This is a genomic window from Undibacterium pigrum (assembly GCF_003201815.1).
Classification (GTDB): domain Bacteria; phylum Pseudomonadota; class Gammaproteobacteria; order Burkholderiales; family Burkholderiaceae_D; genus Undibacterium; species Undibacterium pigrum.
Genome location: NZ_QJKB01000001.1, coordinates 763,643 through 780,851 on the forward strand (window position 1 = coordinate 763,643; position 17,209 = coordinate 780,851).

Annotated in this window: 13 protein-coding genes; 1 reads left to right on the plus strand and 12 read right to left on the minus strand. The window is 48.8% G+C overall.

The window, feature by feature from the left end; genetic code table 11:
• The first annotated feature begins 4 nt into the window (after positions 1-4).
• The gene (locus DFR42_RS03320) at positions 5-3,169 is read left to right on the plus strand and encodes an error-prone DNA polymerase (protein WP_110253500.1); all 3,165 of its coding nucleotides are present in this window, start codon (positions 5-7) and stop codon (positions 3,167-3,169) included.
• Between the two features lie 37 nt (positions 3,170-3,206).
• Here the strand turns inward: DFR42_RS03320 and DFR42_RS03325 are convergent, their stop codons facing one another.
• From DFR42_RS03325 to ispC, 12 genes are all read right to left on the minus strand, one after another.
• A complete protein-coding gene (locus DFR42_RS03325; RefSeq protein ID WP_110253501.1) occupies positions 3,207-4,508 on the minus strand; it encodes an ABC transporter ATP-binding protein in 1,302 nt (433 codons plus the stop codon).
• A gap of 42 nt (positions 4,509-4,550) precedes the next feature.
• The gene (locus DFR42_RS03330) at positions 4,551-6,284 is read right to left on the minus strand and encodes an ABC transporter permease (protein ID WP_110253502.1); all 1,734 of its coding nucleotides are present in this window, start codon (positions 6,282-6,284) and stop codon (positions 4,551-4,553) included.
• Positions 6,285-6,634: 350 nt separating this feature from the next.
• Positions 6,635-7,252, minus strand: a complete 618-nt coding sequence (locus tag DFR42_RS03335; RefSeq protein WP_170133401.1) for an ankyrin repeat domain-containing protein — start codon at positions 7,250-7,252, stop codon at positions 6,635-6,637.
• A gap of 74 nt (positions 7,253-7,326) precedes the next feature.
• Positions 7,327-8,106, minus strand: coding sequence for a TatD family hydrolase (locus tag DFR42_RS03340; protein ID WP_110253504.1), 780 nt, complete (start codon positions 8,104-8,106; stop codon positions 7,327-7,329).
• A 55-nt stretch (positions 8,107-8,161) separates the two neighbouring features.
• Positions 8,162-9,289, minus strand: a complete 1,128-nt coding sequence (gene lpxB / locus DFR42_RS03345; RefSeq protein ID WP_110253505.1) for a lipid-A-disaccharide synthase — start codon at positions 9,287-9,289, stop codon at positions 8,162-8,164.
• Between the two features lie 39 nt (positions 9,290-9,328).
• Entirely contained in the window at positions 9,329-10,117 is a 789-nt protein-coding gene (gene lpxA / locus DFR42_RS03350) for an acyl-ACP--UDP-N-acetylglucosamine O-acyltransferase (RefSeq protein ID WP_425450860.1), read from the minus strand.
• Between the two features lie 3 nt (positions 10,118-10,120).
• Positions 10,121-10,582: a 3-hydroxyacyl-ACP dehydratase FabZ gene (gene fabZ, locus DFR42_RS03355; protein WP_110253507.1), complete on the minus strand. Its 462-nt coding sequence runs from the start codon at positions 10,580-10,582 to the stop codon at positions 10,121-10,123.
• On the minus strand, positions 10,575-11,636 hold the full coding sequence (gene lpxD / locus DFR42_RS03360) for a UDP-3-O-(3-hydroxymyristoyl)glucosamine N-acyltransferase (RefSeq protein ID WP_110253508.1): 1,062 nt from the start codon (positions 11,634-11,636) through the stop codon (positions 10,575-10,577). Before lpxD ends, fabZ begins: the two co-directional genes overlap by 8 nt.
• Positions 11,637-11,641: 5 nt before the next feature.
• A complete protein-coding gene (locus tag DFR42_RS03365) occupies positions 11,642-12,160 on the minus strand; it encodes an OmpH/Skp family outer membrane protein (RefSeq protein ID WP_425450861.1) in 519 nt (172 codons plus the stop codon).
• Positions 12,161-12,210: 50 nt separating this feature from the next.
• Entirely contained in the window at positions 12,211-14,559 is a 2,349-nt protein-coding gene (bamA, locus tag DFR42_RS03370; RefSeq protein ID WP_110253510.1) for an outer membrane protein assembly factor BamA, read from the minus strand.
• Between the two features lie 69 nt (positions 14,560-14,628).
• Positions 14,629-16,023 (minus strand): RIP metalloprotease RseP, encoded by a 1,395-nt coding sequence (gene rseP / locus DFR42_RS03375; RefSeq protein ID WP_110253511.1) that lies wholly within the window; start codon positions 16,021-16,023, stop codon positions 14,629-14,631.
• A complete protein-coding gene (ispC, locus tag DFR42_RS03380) occupies positions 16,020-17,204 on the minus strand; it encodes a 1-deoxy-D-xylulose-5-phosphate reductoisomerase (protein WP_110253512.1) in 1,185 nt (394 codons plus the stop codon). Before ispC ends, rseP begins: the two co-directional genes overlap by 4 nt.
• Positions 17,205-17,209: the final 5 nt, after the last annotated feature.

Here is a 17,209-nt window from a genome sequence, read left to right on the forward strand (position 1 = left end):
CAACATGAGTGCCTTCCTGCCCGAATATGCCGAATTATTTTGCATGAGCAATTTCAGCTTCCTGCATGGGGCATCACATTCAGAAGAACTGGTGGCACGTGCTATTAAACTGGATTATCGTGCTCTGGCCATTACCGATGAATGCTCCTTTGCTGGCTTGGCAAGAGCATATACAGCAGCAAAAAATACCGACTTGCATCTCATCATCGGTGCTCACTTTAAACTGGAAGATGTAGAAGCACCTGAAAATAATGTGCATCTGATTGCCCTTGCCCAAAACCGTGAAGGCTATGGCAATTTATCTGAAATGATCACTCTTGGCAGATGCCGGGCAACCAAGGGTAGTTACTTATTGACGCCCAAAGATTTCATCACGCCACCGCCAGGTTTAGAGCATTTGTCTGGCTTGCCAGATTGCCTGCTGATACTGGTGCCAGCCTACCCTGCAGAAAGTAGTGTACTACTGAAACAGGCGAAGTGGATGAAGCAAAACTTCCATGGTCGCGCCTGGATAGGTTTGAATTTGCTCATGCAAATCGCAGATGAATATCAAAAACAACAAGTTGATATGATAGCTGAAGCCGTGCAATTGCCCGTCGTCGCCATTGGCCAGGTCACCATGCATGTCAGGTCCCGCAAGCCCTTGCAAGACACGATGACTGCCATACGCTTATGTCAACCCATCACTGAATGTGGCTACACCCTGGCGATGAATGCAGAGCAGCATCTGCGCTCGCGTTTAAGGTTAGCGACAATCTATCCGCTGCATACCCTGGCCGAAACTGTGAAAATCGCAGACCTGTGCAGCTTTTCACTGAATGAATTACGCTACGAATACCCACATGAACTAGTACCTAAAGGATATACGCCTGCCAGTTATTTAAAGTTTCAGGTCTACAAAGGGGCTGATCTGCGCTATCCACAAGGTTTGCCCTCATCGGTAAAAAATAAAATAGAACATGAATTGCACCTGATTAATGATCTGGCTTATGAACCTTATTTTCTGACGGTATTTGATATCGTTAATTTCGCCAGACAAAAAGAAATACTCTGCCAGGGGCGAGGCTCTGCTGCCAATTCTGTCGTCTGTTATTGCCTGCACATCACAGAAGTCAATCCAGAGAAACATACCCTGCTGTTTGAACGTTTCCTGTCCAAGGAAAGAGGTGAGCCGCCTGATATCGATGTCGACTTTGAGCATCAGCGCCGCGAACAAGTCATGCAGTATATCTATGATAAGTACGGACGTGACCGCGCTGCAATAGCTGCTGCTGTACACACTTATCATCCGCGCGGTGCCCTGCGTGATGTGGGCAAAGCACTGGGCGTAGATCTGGCGATCGTCGATGCTGTGGCAAAATCGCATCGCTGGTTTGATAGCAAGCAAGAGTTATTCAAGCGTTTCACTGAATGTGGCCTGGACACCAACTCTCCTATCGCCCAGCAATGGGCCTTGTTGGCAGGGAAATTGCTGCGCTTCCCACGTCACCTATCCCAGCATAGCGGTGGCTTCGTCATCGCACGCGGCAAGTTATCCAGGCTGGTGCCCATAGAAAATGCAGCGATGGAAAAGCGTAATGTGATTCAATGGGATAAGGATGATCTTGAATCTTTGGGCTTGCTCAAGGTCGATGTGCTGGCCCTTGGCATGCTGTCGGCATTACGGCGGGCTTTTGACTTGATGGCTACCTTGCCAGGCAAACCTAAGTGCATGCAGGATGTGCCACGCGAAGATACTCTGACCTATGACATGATCTGCAAGGCAGATACCGTCGGTGTGTTCCAGATAGAGTCGCGGGCCCAGATGAGCATGTTACCGCGCCTGAGGCCCAGAGAATTCTATGATCTGGTGATACAAATTGCCATTGTGCGGCCCGGCCCTATACAAGGCGGAATGGTGCACCCTTATTTGCAAAGGCGTCAGGGCAAGCAGCCTGTAGAAATCCATAAAAATCCGGGTATGCGGGCAGCGTTGGAGCGCACTCTGGGGATACCCATTTTTCAGGAGCAGGTCATGCAAATCGCCATGCATGCAGCAGACTTTACAGCAGGAGAGGCGGATGGTTTACGTCGTGCAATGGCTGCCTGGAAACGGAAAGGCGGCCTGGAGGGCTATGAAACCAGGATAGTAGAAACCATGGTCAAGAATGGCTATGAGCGCGATTTTGCTCAAGGTATCTACGAACAAATGAAGGGGTTTGGTGATTATGGCTTCCCTGAAAGCCATTCAGCCAGCTTTGCCATTCTTGCGTATTTCAGTAGCTGGATCAAGCGCCATGAGCCTGCGGTGTTTTTATGCTCGCTATTGAATTCTCAGCCCTTAGGTTTTTATTCGCCTTCGCAATTGATACAGGATGCCCGTCGCCATGATGTGCAAGTCAGTGCCATCGATGTGACCTGTAGCGACTGGGATTCTTCACTTGAAACAGAGACAAAACTCAATAGATTTACTGAAACCATGCAACCCACCGTGCGCATGGGTTTCTCTTTGTTATATGGCATGTCCAAGGATGCCGCCTCGCGTATCATGCAGGCGCGCCAGCAGCAGGCCTTTGTTGATGTGCATGATCTGGCAAAGCGCGCACAGTTGAGTCAGCATGATTTGCATGTACTGGCTGCTGGCAATGCCTTGTCATCGCTGGCCGGACATAGAAGGCAGGCTTTGTGGCAGGCAGTAGGCGCCATGCCTGATAAAGATTTGTTGCGTGTTACCAGCATACAGGAGCAGGTGCCTCAACTGAAAGCCCCTTCAGAAGCACAGGAAATTTATAGCGACTACCATGCGACCGGATTCAGTCTGCAGCGCCATCCTCTTGCTTTGCTGCGACCACAATTGCTGGCCAAGCGCTTCTTGCCAGCAGAAATGCTGAATACTTTTCAACAAGGGCAATTTGCGCGTGGCTGTGGTCTGGTCACGGTAAGGCAAAGGCCACAAACGGCCAAGGGAGTCATCTTCATCACCATAGAAGATGAAACCGGCCCGGTAAATGTGATTATCTGGCCAAATGTGCTGGAAAAGCAGCGCAGTGAAGTCTTGAGTGCGCCGCTGCTGGGCGTATATGGCATCTGGCAATGCGAAGCCGAAGTCAGGCATCTGGTTGCCAAGCGCCTGGTGGATATGTCACATCTTCTGGGGCAACTGGAAGTGGGCAGCAGGAATTTTTGCTAAGTTCCCCTGCCCTACTCTATACAGGAATATGCAGCAATTACTCCTGATTTCCTTCAGGCAAAGTCAGACGGCCCGTATGATAATCATATTCATACACCTCGCCGTAACGTCCCCACTCAATGGCAACTTCAAGTACGCGTTTTGCTTCGTCAGATTTCAAAAACTCTTCCAGCAAATCTATTAGCGGCTCTTCAGAGAGACTACCGCTGGTTTCCGCTTCCAGATTACGACGTATATGTGCCGCCAGTGGAACATGGGTCAGCAATTGCTGACCAAACAATTCCTGCTTTTGCGCCTGCTCTACTTCTACATATTTTTTACCAAGAGGCGTCAGCATGATGTCGCCTTTTTCCAGCACGGCGAAACCCAACAGGCTCAGGGCTTCATAGGTCGGGAATAATTCTTCATCCGACAATTCTGCTTCTTCTGCCAATTGCGGCAAGTCAGCACGACCATTGAATGGGGTGTCTGCCAGCAAATCGAGAATACCTTCGATGCGGCTGACATCTGTTTCCGGCAAACGATAACCCAAATGACGCGTATTGGGTGTATCTGCCGCAGCCTCATGCGTCGCGCGCATGGTCATCAAACCATATACTTCATCAATCAAGGCACGAACTTCGATCGAATCCACGTCACGCGGCCTGGGCAGGTCTATCTTGATTTCACACCTGACCGAGCCCGGGTCGCTGGACAAAATAATGATACGGTCTGCCATCATGACAGCTTCTTCAATATTATGAGAAACGATGAGGATACCTTTGGTGGATATACGGTCCTCTTCCCACAGTTCCAGCATATCATTACGCAGAGTTTCACCTGTCAGCACGTCCAGGGCAGAAAAAGCCTCATCCATCAGCAGCACATCAGGATTGGTGACCAATGCCCTGGCTATACCAACACGCTGTTTCATGCCACCAGAAAGCTCGCGTGGCAAGGCACCGCCAAAGCCAGCCAGACCTATCAATTCGAGGACTGCATCGGCTCGCTGCTCGCGTTCTGCTGCTGGCACACCCTGAGCTTCGAGACCTAGCTCCACATTCTGTTGCACAGTCAGCCATGGGAATAAGGCAAAGGACTGGAACACCATGGCGATGCCTGCCACTGGCCCACCAATTGCCTTGTCGCGATAAGCGACTTTGCCCGCATCAGCCGGTATCAAACCAGCCATGATGCGCAGTAAAGTGGATTTGCCAGAACCGGATTTGCCCAGCAAGGCGACGATTTCGCCATCTTTGAGTTGGAAATCAACTTTATCCAGTATCAGGCGCGATTTACCATCTGCTGCTTTAAAGGATTTGGCGACCTGATTCAGATCGAGTAATAAATTTTGAGTCATCTTGAATTCCTTGATGAATAATCCAGCTGTAAGCGCTATGGCTCAACGCAGATGGTCTTCGGCCAGCAAATACAATTTGCGCCAGAAAAAACGGTTCAGCAGCATGACGAATATGCACATCACGCCTATGCCTAAAGCGATACGGTGAAAGTCCCCAGTTTCCGTCATTTGCTTGATATAACTACCCAGGCCATCGGCCACCAGCGTGGTTTTACCCCAGGTGACATATTCAGCCACGATACTGGCATTCCATGAGCCGCCACTGGCTGTGATTGCACCTGTGATGTAGCTGGGGAAAACAGCAGGCAAATATACGCGCTTCCACTTCAGCCAGCCTTTCAAACCCAGGTTGTCTGCAGCCAGCCGCAGTTCATTGGGAATAGTGGCAGCACCAGCCACGACATTGAACAGGATGTACCACTGCGTACCAAACACCATCAAGGGGCTGAGCCAGATATTTGGTGTCAGTTTGAAAGTCACCATGGCAAATACCACCAGGGGGAACATCAGGTTCACAGGAAACGCTGCCAAAAACTGCGCCATTGCCTGCACTTTTTGTGAATATTGGGGGCGCAAACCTATCCAGACAGCCACCGGCACCCAGAACAATGAAGCGAGGGCAATCAGCAACATGACACGCACCAGGGTAATCAAACCCAGGCCCAGTACATGCGCCACTTCAGCCCAGCCCACCACACTGTGTATGAAAATGAACAGGCTGTACATGGCAAAAACAGAGGCCAGCAACAAAGCTGCGTCCAGGACTTTAGGCCAGGCCGGATGGGTGAAGCGCTGATTTACCTGCACAGTAGTACCATCACCCTGCATACTAAACCATGACAAGCCACGCCCAAGGAAAAGCCAGAATCTGGCTATCCAGGCACGGAACAAACGGCTGCTGCGCATCCAGTCCAGCAGCCATGATTGTTGTGCTGTCTCACCTTGTGATTCTTCAAAACGGAACTTGTCAGCCCATGCCAGCAAGGGACGGAAAAATAATTGGTCATACAACAAAATACCGATGAGCATGGCCGCAATTGCCCAGGTGATGGCCATGCCGTCCCTGGCTCCAATCGCTACCGCAATATAGGAGCCTATGCCCGGTAGTTTAATGTCTTGTCCTGCGACAGAAATCGCCTCTGCCGCCACCAGGAAAAACCAGCCACCGGACATGGACATCATCATATTCCACAGCAAACCTGGCATAGCGAATGGTAATTCGAGTCGCCAGAAGCGCTGCCAGCCAGAGAGCCTGAAAATCTGTGCTGCCTCTTTCAATTCAGGCGGCACATTGCGTATAGATTGATACAGGCTGAATGCCATATTCCATGCCTGGGACGTGAAAATCGCAAAAATGGCTGCGCATTCCACGCCCAGCAAATTACCAGGGAACAAGGCAATAAAAGGTGCAATTGCAATCGCCTGAAAGCCAAGAATAGGCACGGATTGCAAGATGTCCAGAGCCGGTATCATGACTTTTTCAGCTGCCACATATTTGGCCGCAATGGCTGCAAATATAAGGCTGAAAATTAGGGAAAAAGCCAGTGCCGTAAACATGCGCAAAATCGTGCGCAATAAATAATAAGGCAGATAGGCAGGATCAAGGCTGATCTGCAAAGCCTCGCCCACGGCGAAAGGACGGCTCATTTGCATGGCGGCAAATGCAAAAATGCCCAATATAGCCAGCACCAACGGAAGTAAAGCCCAATCCCAGCGATTTGGACCTTTACTTTCAGTGACGGCATCGCGCGCTTGAAAACGGAACAGTTCAAACATGAATGCTCCTTGACTCACTCAGGGTGAGAAAGAAAAAACGAGACATACCAACCCTCCTGCCACAGACTGAAGTCTGGACAAAGATAAACTACGCGGCAAAACAATAGCCAGCTGACAGGCAATCAGCGCCACGCAAAATTTAAAACAGGGGTAAAAGTAGAGGGCAGCACGACTGCTGCGAAAGACTACTACCCGCCAAATGGCAAGGTAGCAAGAGAAAATCTGTGCTTACATTGCCAAGTTGAGTGATGATCGACAACTATAACTGTCCACAGATGTGCTCCGAAAATGAGATGCGCGAACTTTAACATAGACTTTGTTTTGCAGGCAAGATGTTGCGATGCAAAATTTTATTTCTTGACCGCCTGCATGCGTTCTTTCAGCACAGCAGCAATTTCTCTTTGTTCGACTTCGATGGCAAAGTCGAGAGCCGTCAAACCCAAGTCGTTTTTCAAAGAGGGGTCAGCCCCCTCCTCCAGCAATAAATTGACAATAAGATGCTTGCCTGAACGGGCAGCCATCATCAGGGGAGTGGTTTTGTTGGGTGATTCAGCATCAATATAGGCAGAATTCTCCAGCAATAAGGCAACGATATTCTTATTGCCGCCGGCAGCCGCATAGTGCAAGGCACACCAGCCTACTTGATTAATCTCGGCACCATGCTCAATGACTGCCTTAACAAACGGCAAATTATCCAGATAACTTGCCAACATCAGAATGGTATCGCCATTCGCCGCCCTGGCTTCGAGTTTGATGTCTTTGTGGTCAAGCAAGTAATGGAAAACTTTTTTTGATTTTTCGCGCAGGGCAATCATCAGTAAAGTTTCGCCACGGGTAGATTCTGTGGCATTGACACTGAGGCCGCGTTTAACTAAATCATTGACCTTGTTTACCTGGTCAAAACGTACTGCAAAAATCAGGTCATCATGATCATCAGCAAAAGCGCAGGCAGAAGATAAGCACAGCAATAAGCAAACCAGGCATCGCAAATAAAATCTTCCAGGGATTAATGCAGATGACAAGCTTGTTTGCATATCAGGCCTCAATGAGCAAATTGAAATAATTGGAAGAAATTTCTGGTCGTGGTTTCTTGTACTTCCTTGACTGAGATGCCTTTCAAGTCTGCCAAAAATTCACCTACATGCCGTACAAAACCAGGTTCATTCATTTTGCCGCGGTGCGGTGCGGGTGCCAGATAGGGAGAATCAGTTTCTATCAAAATGCGTTCCAGCGGCAAAGCTTTTGCTACTGCCTGTAAATCTTTGGCACTCTTGAAGGTCAGAATACCTGAAAATGAAATATAAAACCCCAGATCTACTGCGGCTTGTGCCACTTCCAGCGATTCGGTAAAACAATGCATGACGCCAGCCACACCACCCTGCTCTGTGCCTGCACCCTCTTCTTTCATGATGCGTATGGTATCTTCAGCCGCTGCTCGTGTATGAATGATCAGGGGCTTGCGGCAAATGCGGGAGGCGCGGATATGCTGTCTGAAACGTTCACGCTGCCATTCAAGGTCACCCTTCAAGCGAAAGTAGTCAAGCCCGGTTTCACCAATGGCGATAATTTTATCGTGATCCGCCAGCCTGACTAATTGCTCTGCTGTTGGTTCTTCAGTTTCCTCATAATCAGGATGTACGCCTACGGAGGCGTAGATATGAGGATATTGCTCAGCCAGTGCCAGCACTTGTGGAAAATCGGGCAAATCCACCGAGACGCATAAGGCATGAGTCACACCATTTTCCTGCATCTTGCCCAATATCTCAGGCAAACGCTCAGCCAGTTCAGGAAAATTGATATGACAATGGGAATCTACGTACATGCTTGCTACTCTTCAAGGAAATCTGGCGTGTTGTCTACAGTCAGGGGCGAAAGCCTCATTTTGCCGAAATTAATTGTAATACAGCTTGCGCCGAGACATTGGCGGTATCGCGCAAGAGTGAATGATGCATATCGACGAAACGCTGTTTCAGGCGCTGCTGCAAAGCTTCGTCACTTAATTGCTGCCACAATGCATCTGCCATTGCATCTGGCCTGGCAGCCGACTGCAAAAACTCTGGCACGAGGAATTCACGAGCAAGAATATTTGGCAAACCTATCCAGGGCTGGTAACCCATGTGCCGCAAAATCTGCCATGAAGCTTCCATCATCTTGTAGGCAATCACCATGGGCTTTTTGAACAAGGCCACTTCCAGTGAGGCTGTGCCAGAGGCAACCAGCACCGCATCCGCTGCGGCAATAGCCGTATGTGAACGGCCATCTATCAGCAGCACCGGTACATCATCGAGCTTGGCATCAACCACCAGTTTGATGTAATAACTGCGCTGTTTGTCGCCTGCCATGGGTACGACGATCTGCAATTGTGGGTCACGCTGGCAGAGGATTTTTGCTGTTTGAATGAATGCTTCAGTATTGTATTTAAGCTCGGACATGCGGCTGCCCGGCAAGATCGTGACTACTCTGGCATTCTTGTCGAGGCCCAGCTCATCCCTGGCCGCAGCCATATCGGTTTCCATGGGGATAACTTGCGCCAGCGGATGACCAACATAGGTCACAGGTATGCCTGCCTTGCGGTATATCTCTTCTTCAAAGGGAAATACCACCAGCATGTGGGAAACGGCTTCGGCGATCTTTTTGATGCGACCACCACGCCAGGCCCAGATGGATGGGCTGATGTAATGCATGGTGGGAATGCCCGCACGCTTTAACTGAATTTCCAGATCCAGGTTAAAGTCTGGCGCATCGACACCGATGAAAACATCTGGTCTTTCCAGTAACAACTGTTCACGCAATTGCTTGCGTATGCCGCTGATTTCACGGTAATGCGCCAGCACTTCAAACAGGCCGCGCACAGACAATTTCTCCATGGGCCAGTCATTGATGAAGCCATGCTCAGCCATGCGTGGGCCGCCTATGCCATGCATATGGGCATCAGGCAAAGCCGGGCGCAAGCCGGACAATAGACGGTTGGCCAACATGTCGCCGGAGGTTTCTCCGGCAACCATGGCAATGATGGGGCGATTAGCTTGAGTTGTCACAGCAGCTTAACGAACGATGCCGCGTGTTGCAGCATCCAGGAAGTGGCGCATGGATTGCACATGAAGGGCCACATCTGCTTCCAGTTCAGCAATTTGCGCATCTATCGCTGCTTTGGCTTCTTCCAGGGTCAAGCCAGATTTATAAATCAGCTTATAAGTCTGGCGTATGGCGGAAATTTGTTCGCGGCTAAAGCCGCGACGCTTCAAACCTTCGACATTAATGCCGTGGGCAGCCGCCGGGTTACCATTCAACATGACAAAGGGAGGTACATCCTGCAGCAAGGAAGTACCCATGCCGCACATGGCATGCGCACCTATCTTGCAGAATTGATGGACATTGGTAAAACCACCCAAAATCACCCAGTCACCGACGTGCACATGACCAGCCAATGCGGCATTGTTGGCGAATATGACGTTATTGCCGACCTGGCAGTCATGCGCCAGATGCACATAAGCCATGATCCAGTTATCGTTACCCAGACGGGTTACGCCATCATCCTGCACTGTACCCAGGTTGAAGGTGCAAAATTCACGGATGACGTTATTGTCGCCAATTTCCAGACGTGTAGGCTCACCCGCATACTTTTTGTCTTGCGGTGCTGCACCTATGGACGAGAACTGGTAAAAAGTATTATTGCTGCCTATCGTCGTATGCCCTTCAATGACGACATGCGGACCTATTTTAGTGCCTGCCGCTATCTTCACATTGGGGCCAATAATCGAATAGGCACCTACTTCAACTGAGCTATCCAGTTGGGCCTTGGGGTCGATCAGTGCGCTTGGGTGGATGTGCATTATTTAGCTCTCCTTGGCTTCTTCTTTCGTACGCATGGTGCACATCAATTCGCCCTCTACCGCCAATTGACCATCGACTGTCGCTTTGGCCTTGTATTTCCAGATACCGCGTGCAACCTTGATGATTTCCACTTCCATCTTCAACTGGTCACCAGGTTCAACTGGACGCTTGAAACGTGCGCCATCAATGCCGAGGAAATACACGATGGTATTTTCATCCGGCTTTTGGCCCATAGTCAGGAATGAGAGTATGGCAGCAGTCTGTGCCATCGCTTCTATCATCAATACGCCAGGCATGACGGGCTTGTTCGGGAAGTGTCCATTAAAGAACTCTTCATTTGCCGTGACATTTTTGATGGCGGTAATGCTTTTGCCATTTTCCCAGTTCAGTACGCGATCGACCAGCAACATTGGATAACGATGCGGGAGGTATTCTTTGATTTGATTGATGTCCAGGCTATTCATGATCTTTTTCAGTCAGTGTTTTCATTGTTTTTTCGAGATAGCGCATTTTTTCACGCATACCCGATAAATTGCGTACGATGGCAGCAGTTTTTTCCCAGTCGGCATTCTTTGCCAAGGGGTAGAAGCCGGTATATTGGCCTGGTTCCAGGATGGAACGCGATACCATGCTGGCAGATGAAATATGCACATTATCGACGATGGTCAGGTGACCCAGCACCATGGCCGCGCCACCGAATGTGCAATATTTACCTATCTTGGCACTACCCGCCACACCCACGCAGCCAGCCATGGCAGTATGAGCGCCTATGTGGCAGTTATGACCAATTTGTATCTGGTTATCCAGCTTTACACCTTCTTCTATGATGGTGTCAGCTAAAGCGCCACGGTCTATGCTGGTGTTTGCGCCGATTTCTACATCGTCACCAACCAGCACCCTGCCCGTTTGCGGGATTTTAATCCATTGGCCTTTTTCATTGGCAAAGCCAAAACCGTCTGCACCTATCACCGCACCAGAATGGACGATGCAACGCTGTCCCAATACGCAATAGTCATAAATGCTGACATTGGCGTGGATCAGGCTATTGTCACCTATCACTACTCCGCGGCCTATTACTGCGCCTGGCTTGATAACGACATGCTCACCAATCACGGCTTCAGCATCGATACTGACATTGGCGCCTATGCTGGCAGTTGCTGCCACGATTGCCTGCGGACTGACCCAGGCAGCAGGATGCACGCCTGTCGTTGCAGGTATCGCATTAAGCGAGGCGAAATATTGCGCCGCACGCGCGAAATACACATAGGGCTGCGGGACTATCAGGCAAATACCAGCATAATCTTTGCCAATTTGCTCAAAGTCTGCCTGCGTCAGTATCAATGCAGCAGCCTGAGTGGCCGCAGCTTGATGACGTAATTTGGGATTGGATAAAAAGGTAATATGCTGCTCACCAGCTTCACTCAAAGGAGCAATGCCAGTGACAGTAATTTCAGGTGAACCAGTCAATTGACCACCGAAGCGATCGACCAATTCACCCAGCCGAATGCTTGTGGTCATAGGAATTATTTGGAGAGTGCTTTGAGAACTTTGTCAGTGATGTCGATACGGGCGCTGTGGTAAACAGAATCTTGCAAGACCAGATCAATTTTTTCCACTTCGGCAATTTGCTTGATCACTTTTTGCGCACGCTCTACCAAAGACGCGATCTCTTCGTTCTGACGCTGATTCACATCTTCATTGTAAGAGCGTTGCTTGCGCTTGAAAGTCTGGTCCAGTTCGGTAATTTCACGCTGGCGAACCACACGGTCAGCTTCCGATAATAAAGGCGCATCTTTTTCATACTTTTCAGCAGTCGCCTTTAATTTCTTTGCCAGATTTTCCAGCTCTTCACCACGCTTTTGGAATTCAACTTTCAGCTTGGCTTCTGCCGCTTTTGCCGGCACGGATTCACGCATCACCCTTTGAGAATCAAAGATGGCTATTTTTGTGTCCTGGGCCTGAGCTTGAGCAACGCTGAGGACGCAAGCCGCACAAACCATCAAACGTTGCAACAATTTGGTCGGGGTAGTATGTTGACTCAAAATAATCTCCGTAACACGTACTAAAACAAAATATAGCCAGGTATAAACAATTAGAAACCTGTTCCCATCTGGAACTGGAATGTCTGCTTCTTATCATCCGGTTTAGCGTTCAAGGCTTTACCAAAACTCAATTTCAACGGACCAACCGGCGATATCCAGCTTATACCTATACCTGCAGAAAAGCGTAAGTCTTTTGGCCTGATTTTCTGACCTTCATCAAATACATTACCACCATCCACGAAGGTAAACCAGCGCAAGGACTTGTCCGCACCAGGGAAAGGAATTTGCAATTCTACGTTGGCCAGTACCCTGGTTGAACCACCAAGCGCGTCACCGTTAGGATCTCTGGTACCCAATGAGGATGGCTCATAGCCACGCACAGAGCCTATACCACCAGCATAGAAGTTTTTAAACAATGGGAATGGCTTGCCACCCAAACCATGGCCATAGTCAAATTCGCCATTCAGTGCCAGAACAACAGAGCGATAAATAGGCTGGAACAATTGCGCATTATAAATGGCGCGGTAGTATTTAAAGCTACCGAAAGCAGCCAGCTCCAGATTGGCACGCTGGTAGCGACCTATCGTTGGCGTCAATACACTGTCCCGGCTATCCCTTTGCCATGCCGCTGTCAGAGGGTAGGAATTGGTCACTGCCTCACCGATACCATAATTGATGCTATTGATATCCTTGCTGCCATTGCCATAATCCGCGACATACTGCAAATAGCGTGGTGGGCTCAAATAATAAGTCTCAACCTTGGTACGTTCAAAACCGAGACCAAAGAATACCGTATCAACTTCAGAGAATGGTACACCAAAGCGCAAAGCACCACCGGTAGTCTGAATCTTGTAGTCACCAGTACTACCTATGATAGGACGCGTCGTGCGCAGATACAATTCTATGTTACGGCTAACACCATCATCGGTAAAGTAAGGATCAGTATGCGCCACCGCGATAGTACGGTTCTGGCGGCTGGTATTCACATCCAGGCCTATCGTGTCACCGCTACCGAAGGCATTGGCTTGCTGGATGGAACCTGTCAATGTCAGTTTTTCTGCACTGGAGTAACCGGCACCAAACATCAGGTTACCAGTAGGTTTTTCAGTTACGGTCAAATTGACGTCGACCTGATCAACGCTGGTCGGCACTTCAGGCGTTTCTATTGTGACATCCTTGAAATAGCCAAGGCGCTCTACGCGGTCACGCGAAGTCTTGATTTTCTCACCGTCATACCATGAGCTTTCAAACTGACGGAATTCGCGGCGGATAACTTCATCACGCGTACGCGTATTGCCTGCCAGATTGATACGACGAACATACACACGCTTGCCCGGATCAACAAAGATGGTGAAAGCAACTTCTTTCTTTTCTTTATTCAGTACAGGATTGGCATTGACGTTGGCAAAGGCATAACCAAAATTACCCATGCGTTCAGAAATACGCTTGGTACTCTCAGTCAGACGGGCAGCATTGTAAATATTGCCACTCTTCAACAACAACAGAGAAGCCAATTCTTCTTCACGCCCCAGGGTATCGCCTTCGAGCTTGATATCAGAAACAGTGTATTTATCACCTTCGTCCAGATTGATGGTGATGTAGATATCTTTTTTATCTGGTGTGATGGAAATCTGCGTAGACAGGATTTGCATTTCCAGATAGCCACGGTTTTGGTAAAAAGAACGCAAAGTTTCTATATCACCAGACAGTTTTTGCTTGGAATATTGATCAGCTTTGGTGTACCAGGTAAACCAGCCTGGCGTGGTCAAAGTCAGCAAGTCACGAATTTCACCATCAGAAAAAGCCTTGTTTCCGATAATATTGATTTGTGCGATTTTGGCAACTTCACCTTCGTCGACAGCAAAAGTAACATTCACACGATTACGCTCTATCGGCGTGATGGTGGTAGTGATTTGCATGCCATACAAGCCCTTGGACAAGTATTGGCGTTTCAATTCCTGCTCGGCGCGGTCCACTGTCGCCTTGTCGAAAATGCGCGATTCACCAACACCGATATCTTTCAGTGCCTTGACCAGCGCATCCTTCTCAAATTCTTTAGTGCCAGTAAATTCCACGCCAGCAATGGTTGGGCGTTCTTCCAGCAAAACGATCAGGACACCATCCTGCGCCTCTATCTGAACATCCTTGAAAAAACCCGTTGCGTACAGGGATTTGATCGCAGTTGTACTTTTTGCGTCATCAAATTGCTCACCAACTTTGACAGGCAAATAGCTAAATACAGTACCGGCCTCCGTCCGTTGCAAGCCTTCTACACGTATATCCTTGACGGTGAAGGGCTCAATCGCGAGTGCATTTCCGGTGCAAAGTGCAAATGCAGCCAAAGATAATGCATGACGACGAAAATGGGCTAAAGTGAACTGCTCGATATGTAATTTCATTGGGTATAAATTTCTTTCAATACTCTCAATATTGCTATCTGAAATGAGTTGCTGTCATCAAGCCGACTATTATGACATTAGTCTGCCAAAGTATGGTATCAGTCGGACAATGTCATTAAAAAAAGCTATTGCCATCATCATCAATAGCAAAAACACTCCGATACGCTGACCCATTTCGACATAACGGTCTTGCAAAGGTTTCCCGATTAAAACTTCCAGCGAATAATACAACAAATGCCCTCCATCCAAAACCGGTATGGGTAGCAAATTCATCACTCCCAGACTGATACTGATGACGGCGATAAAACCAAGATAGGTAATCAGGCCACTACGAGAGGTCTGTCCTGCATAGTCTGCTATGGTTAAAGGTCCGGTTATATGCTTCAGAGAAGCATTTCCAGTGAGCATTTTGCCTATCATTTTCAGGCTAAAGATACTTGTATCCCAGGTTTTTTCAACTGACTTCACAAAGGCTTGCAGGGGATTCGCCTGAACCATCACCATTTCGGGTAATGCGGCTTGCAACTCTACCCCAAGTACGCCTACTGTCTTGCCATTGGCATCCTGGCTGGCAGGAGTTACTTCTATTTCAAACTTCTCTTGTTTTCTTTGGACCAGTAGCTTCAACGGCTTAGCCGGGTTGGCGTTGACGACCTGAATAAAATCAATGACATCCAGCAAAGGTTTCTGACCCACTTCGAGAATGCGGTCACCTTCCTGCAAGCCAGCACGCAAAGCTGGGCTTTCTGGCAGAAATCTTTTCAGAACAACTTCCCTGCTACGGGCAAGATTCAGGCCCAAGTAGTTAAGAATGTCGCTATCAACATCTTTAGCGTTAAATTGCTTTAAAGGTACGCTGATGGAAATATGTTTTGTACCGCCTTGTATTGCATCATCAAAACGCTGCACCTCAAGCACTGAGTTAGCCCCTGCCACGCCAGCCTGCATCATTTTCCAGCGAAATTCAGTCCAGCCTTGCACCTGCTCACCATTGACAGTGGTAATCAAATCACCATAGCGCAAACCGGCCTGGTAAGCGATAGAAGTATCAGGAATAACCCTCAGCTTCGCTACAGGCTCGGGCACACCATGAACAAACAAAATCGTGTACAGGAAAATAGCCAATAAGAAATTAGCAATGGGCCCTGCAGAAACGATGGCTATACGTTTCCACACGGACTGTTGACAAAACTCACGCGGCAGTTCACTGGCGGCAATATTTTCTGCGCCCATTTCCCTGGCATCCAGCATTTTGACGTAGCCACCCAAAGGCAATATGGAAATTGCCCATTCTGTCTGATCTTTGCCAAATCGCCTGGAATAGACAACTTTTCCCATGCCCAAGGAAAATCGTAATACTTTAACGCCGCACCAGCGTGCGACGATATAGTGCCCAAATTCATGAATAGTGACCAGGATACCCAGAGTCACAAGGAAGGCCAGAATATCGTGTAATACAATCATGAGGACAGCATTGCCTCAGCCACGCGGCGCGCTTCTGCATCACAGGCCAATATGCTTTCCAGATCAAGAGCCTCCGTTGCTGCCACCTTGCTCAGCGTCTGCTCTATGACTTGATTAATCATGCGAAAACCAATTCTTTTATCCAAAAACGCTTGGACAGCAACTTCATTACTTGCGTTCAATATGGTTGCAGCAGATTTCCCTTCTTTCAAGGCGTCATAGGCCAATTGCAGGCAGGGGAAGCGTTGGAAATCCGGTTTAATGAAATTTAAACTGGCCACCTTCAGCAAATCCAGGGGGGCAACGCCAGAATCCATGCGTTCAGGGTAAGCCATGCCATAAGCGATCGGAATGCGCATATCCGGATTACCCATCTGAGCCAGGACCGAGCCGTCAGTGTAGGACACCATGGAATGAATAACGCTTTGTGGATGAATGACGACCTCTATCTGCTCAGCTGGCGTGGCAAACAACCAGTGTGCTTCTATGACTTCAAGGCCCTTGTTCATCATCGTGGCTGAATCAACGGATATTTTTCGCCCCATGACCCAGTTGGGATGAGCTACTGCCTGCTCAGGCGTGACATCATCAAGCGTATTTACATCCCTATGTAAAAATGGGCCGCCCGAGGCTGTCAGCAAGATCTTGTGGATGCCATGCTGGCCAGGTTGGCGGTTATAGTTACCAGGCAAGCACTGAAAAATGGCATTGTGCTCGCTGTCGATCGGCAATAAGGCAGCGCCACTATCTTTGATGGCATCAATAAACAACTGGCCAGACATGACCAGTGCTTCCTTATTTGCCAGCAAGACCTTCTTGCCTGCTTTTGCAGCAGCTAACGAAGCAGGCAATCCAGCTGCACCGACTATGGCAGCCATTACGCTATCGCACTCATTTGCGCTGGCGACAGCACATAAGGCCTCAGGACCAAACAAAATCTGGATCTGATGTAAATGCTTTTCCTTAAGGAGAATGGATAATTCATCAGCAGCCTGCGCCGTGCCGACTACGGCAATCTGAGGCAAGAACTGCTCACATTGCTCCGCAAGGTTTTTTACTTGTGTATGCGCAGTAAGAGCGAAAACGCCATAACGATCAGGGTGACGGGCTACCACGTCCAAAGTAGAAACACCTATGGACCCTGTTGCTCCCAATATGCAAAGTTGCTGTTTTTTTTGCATATAAT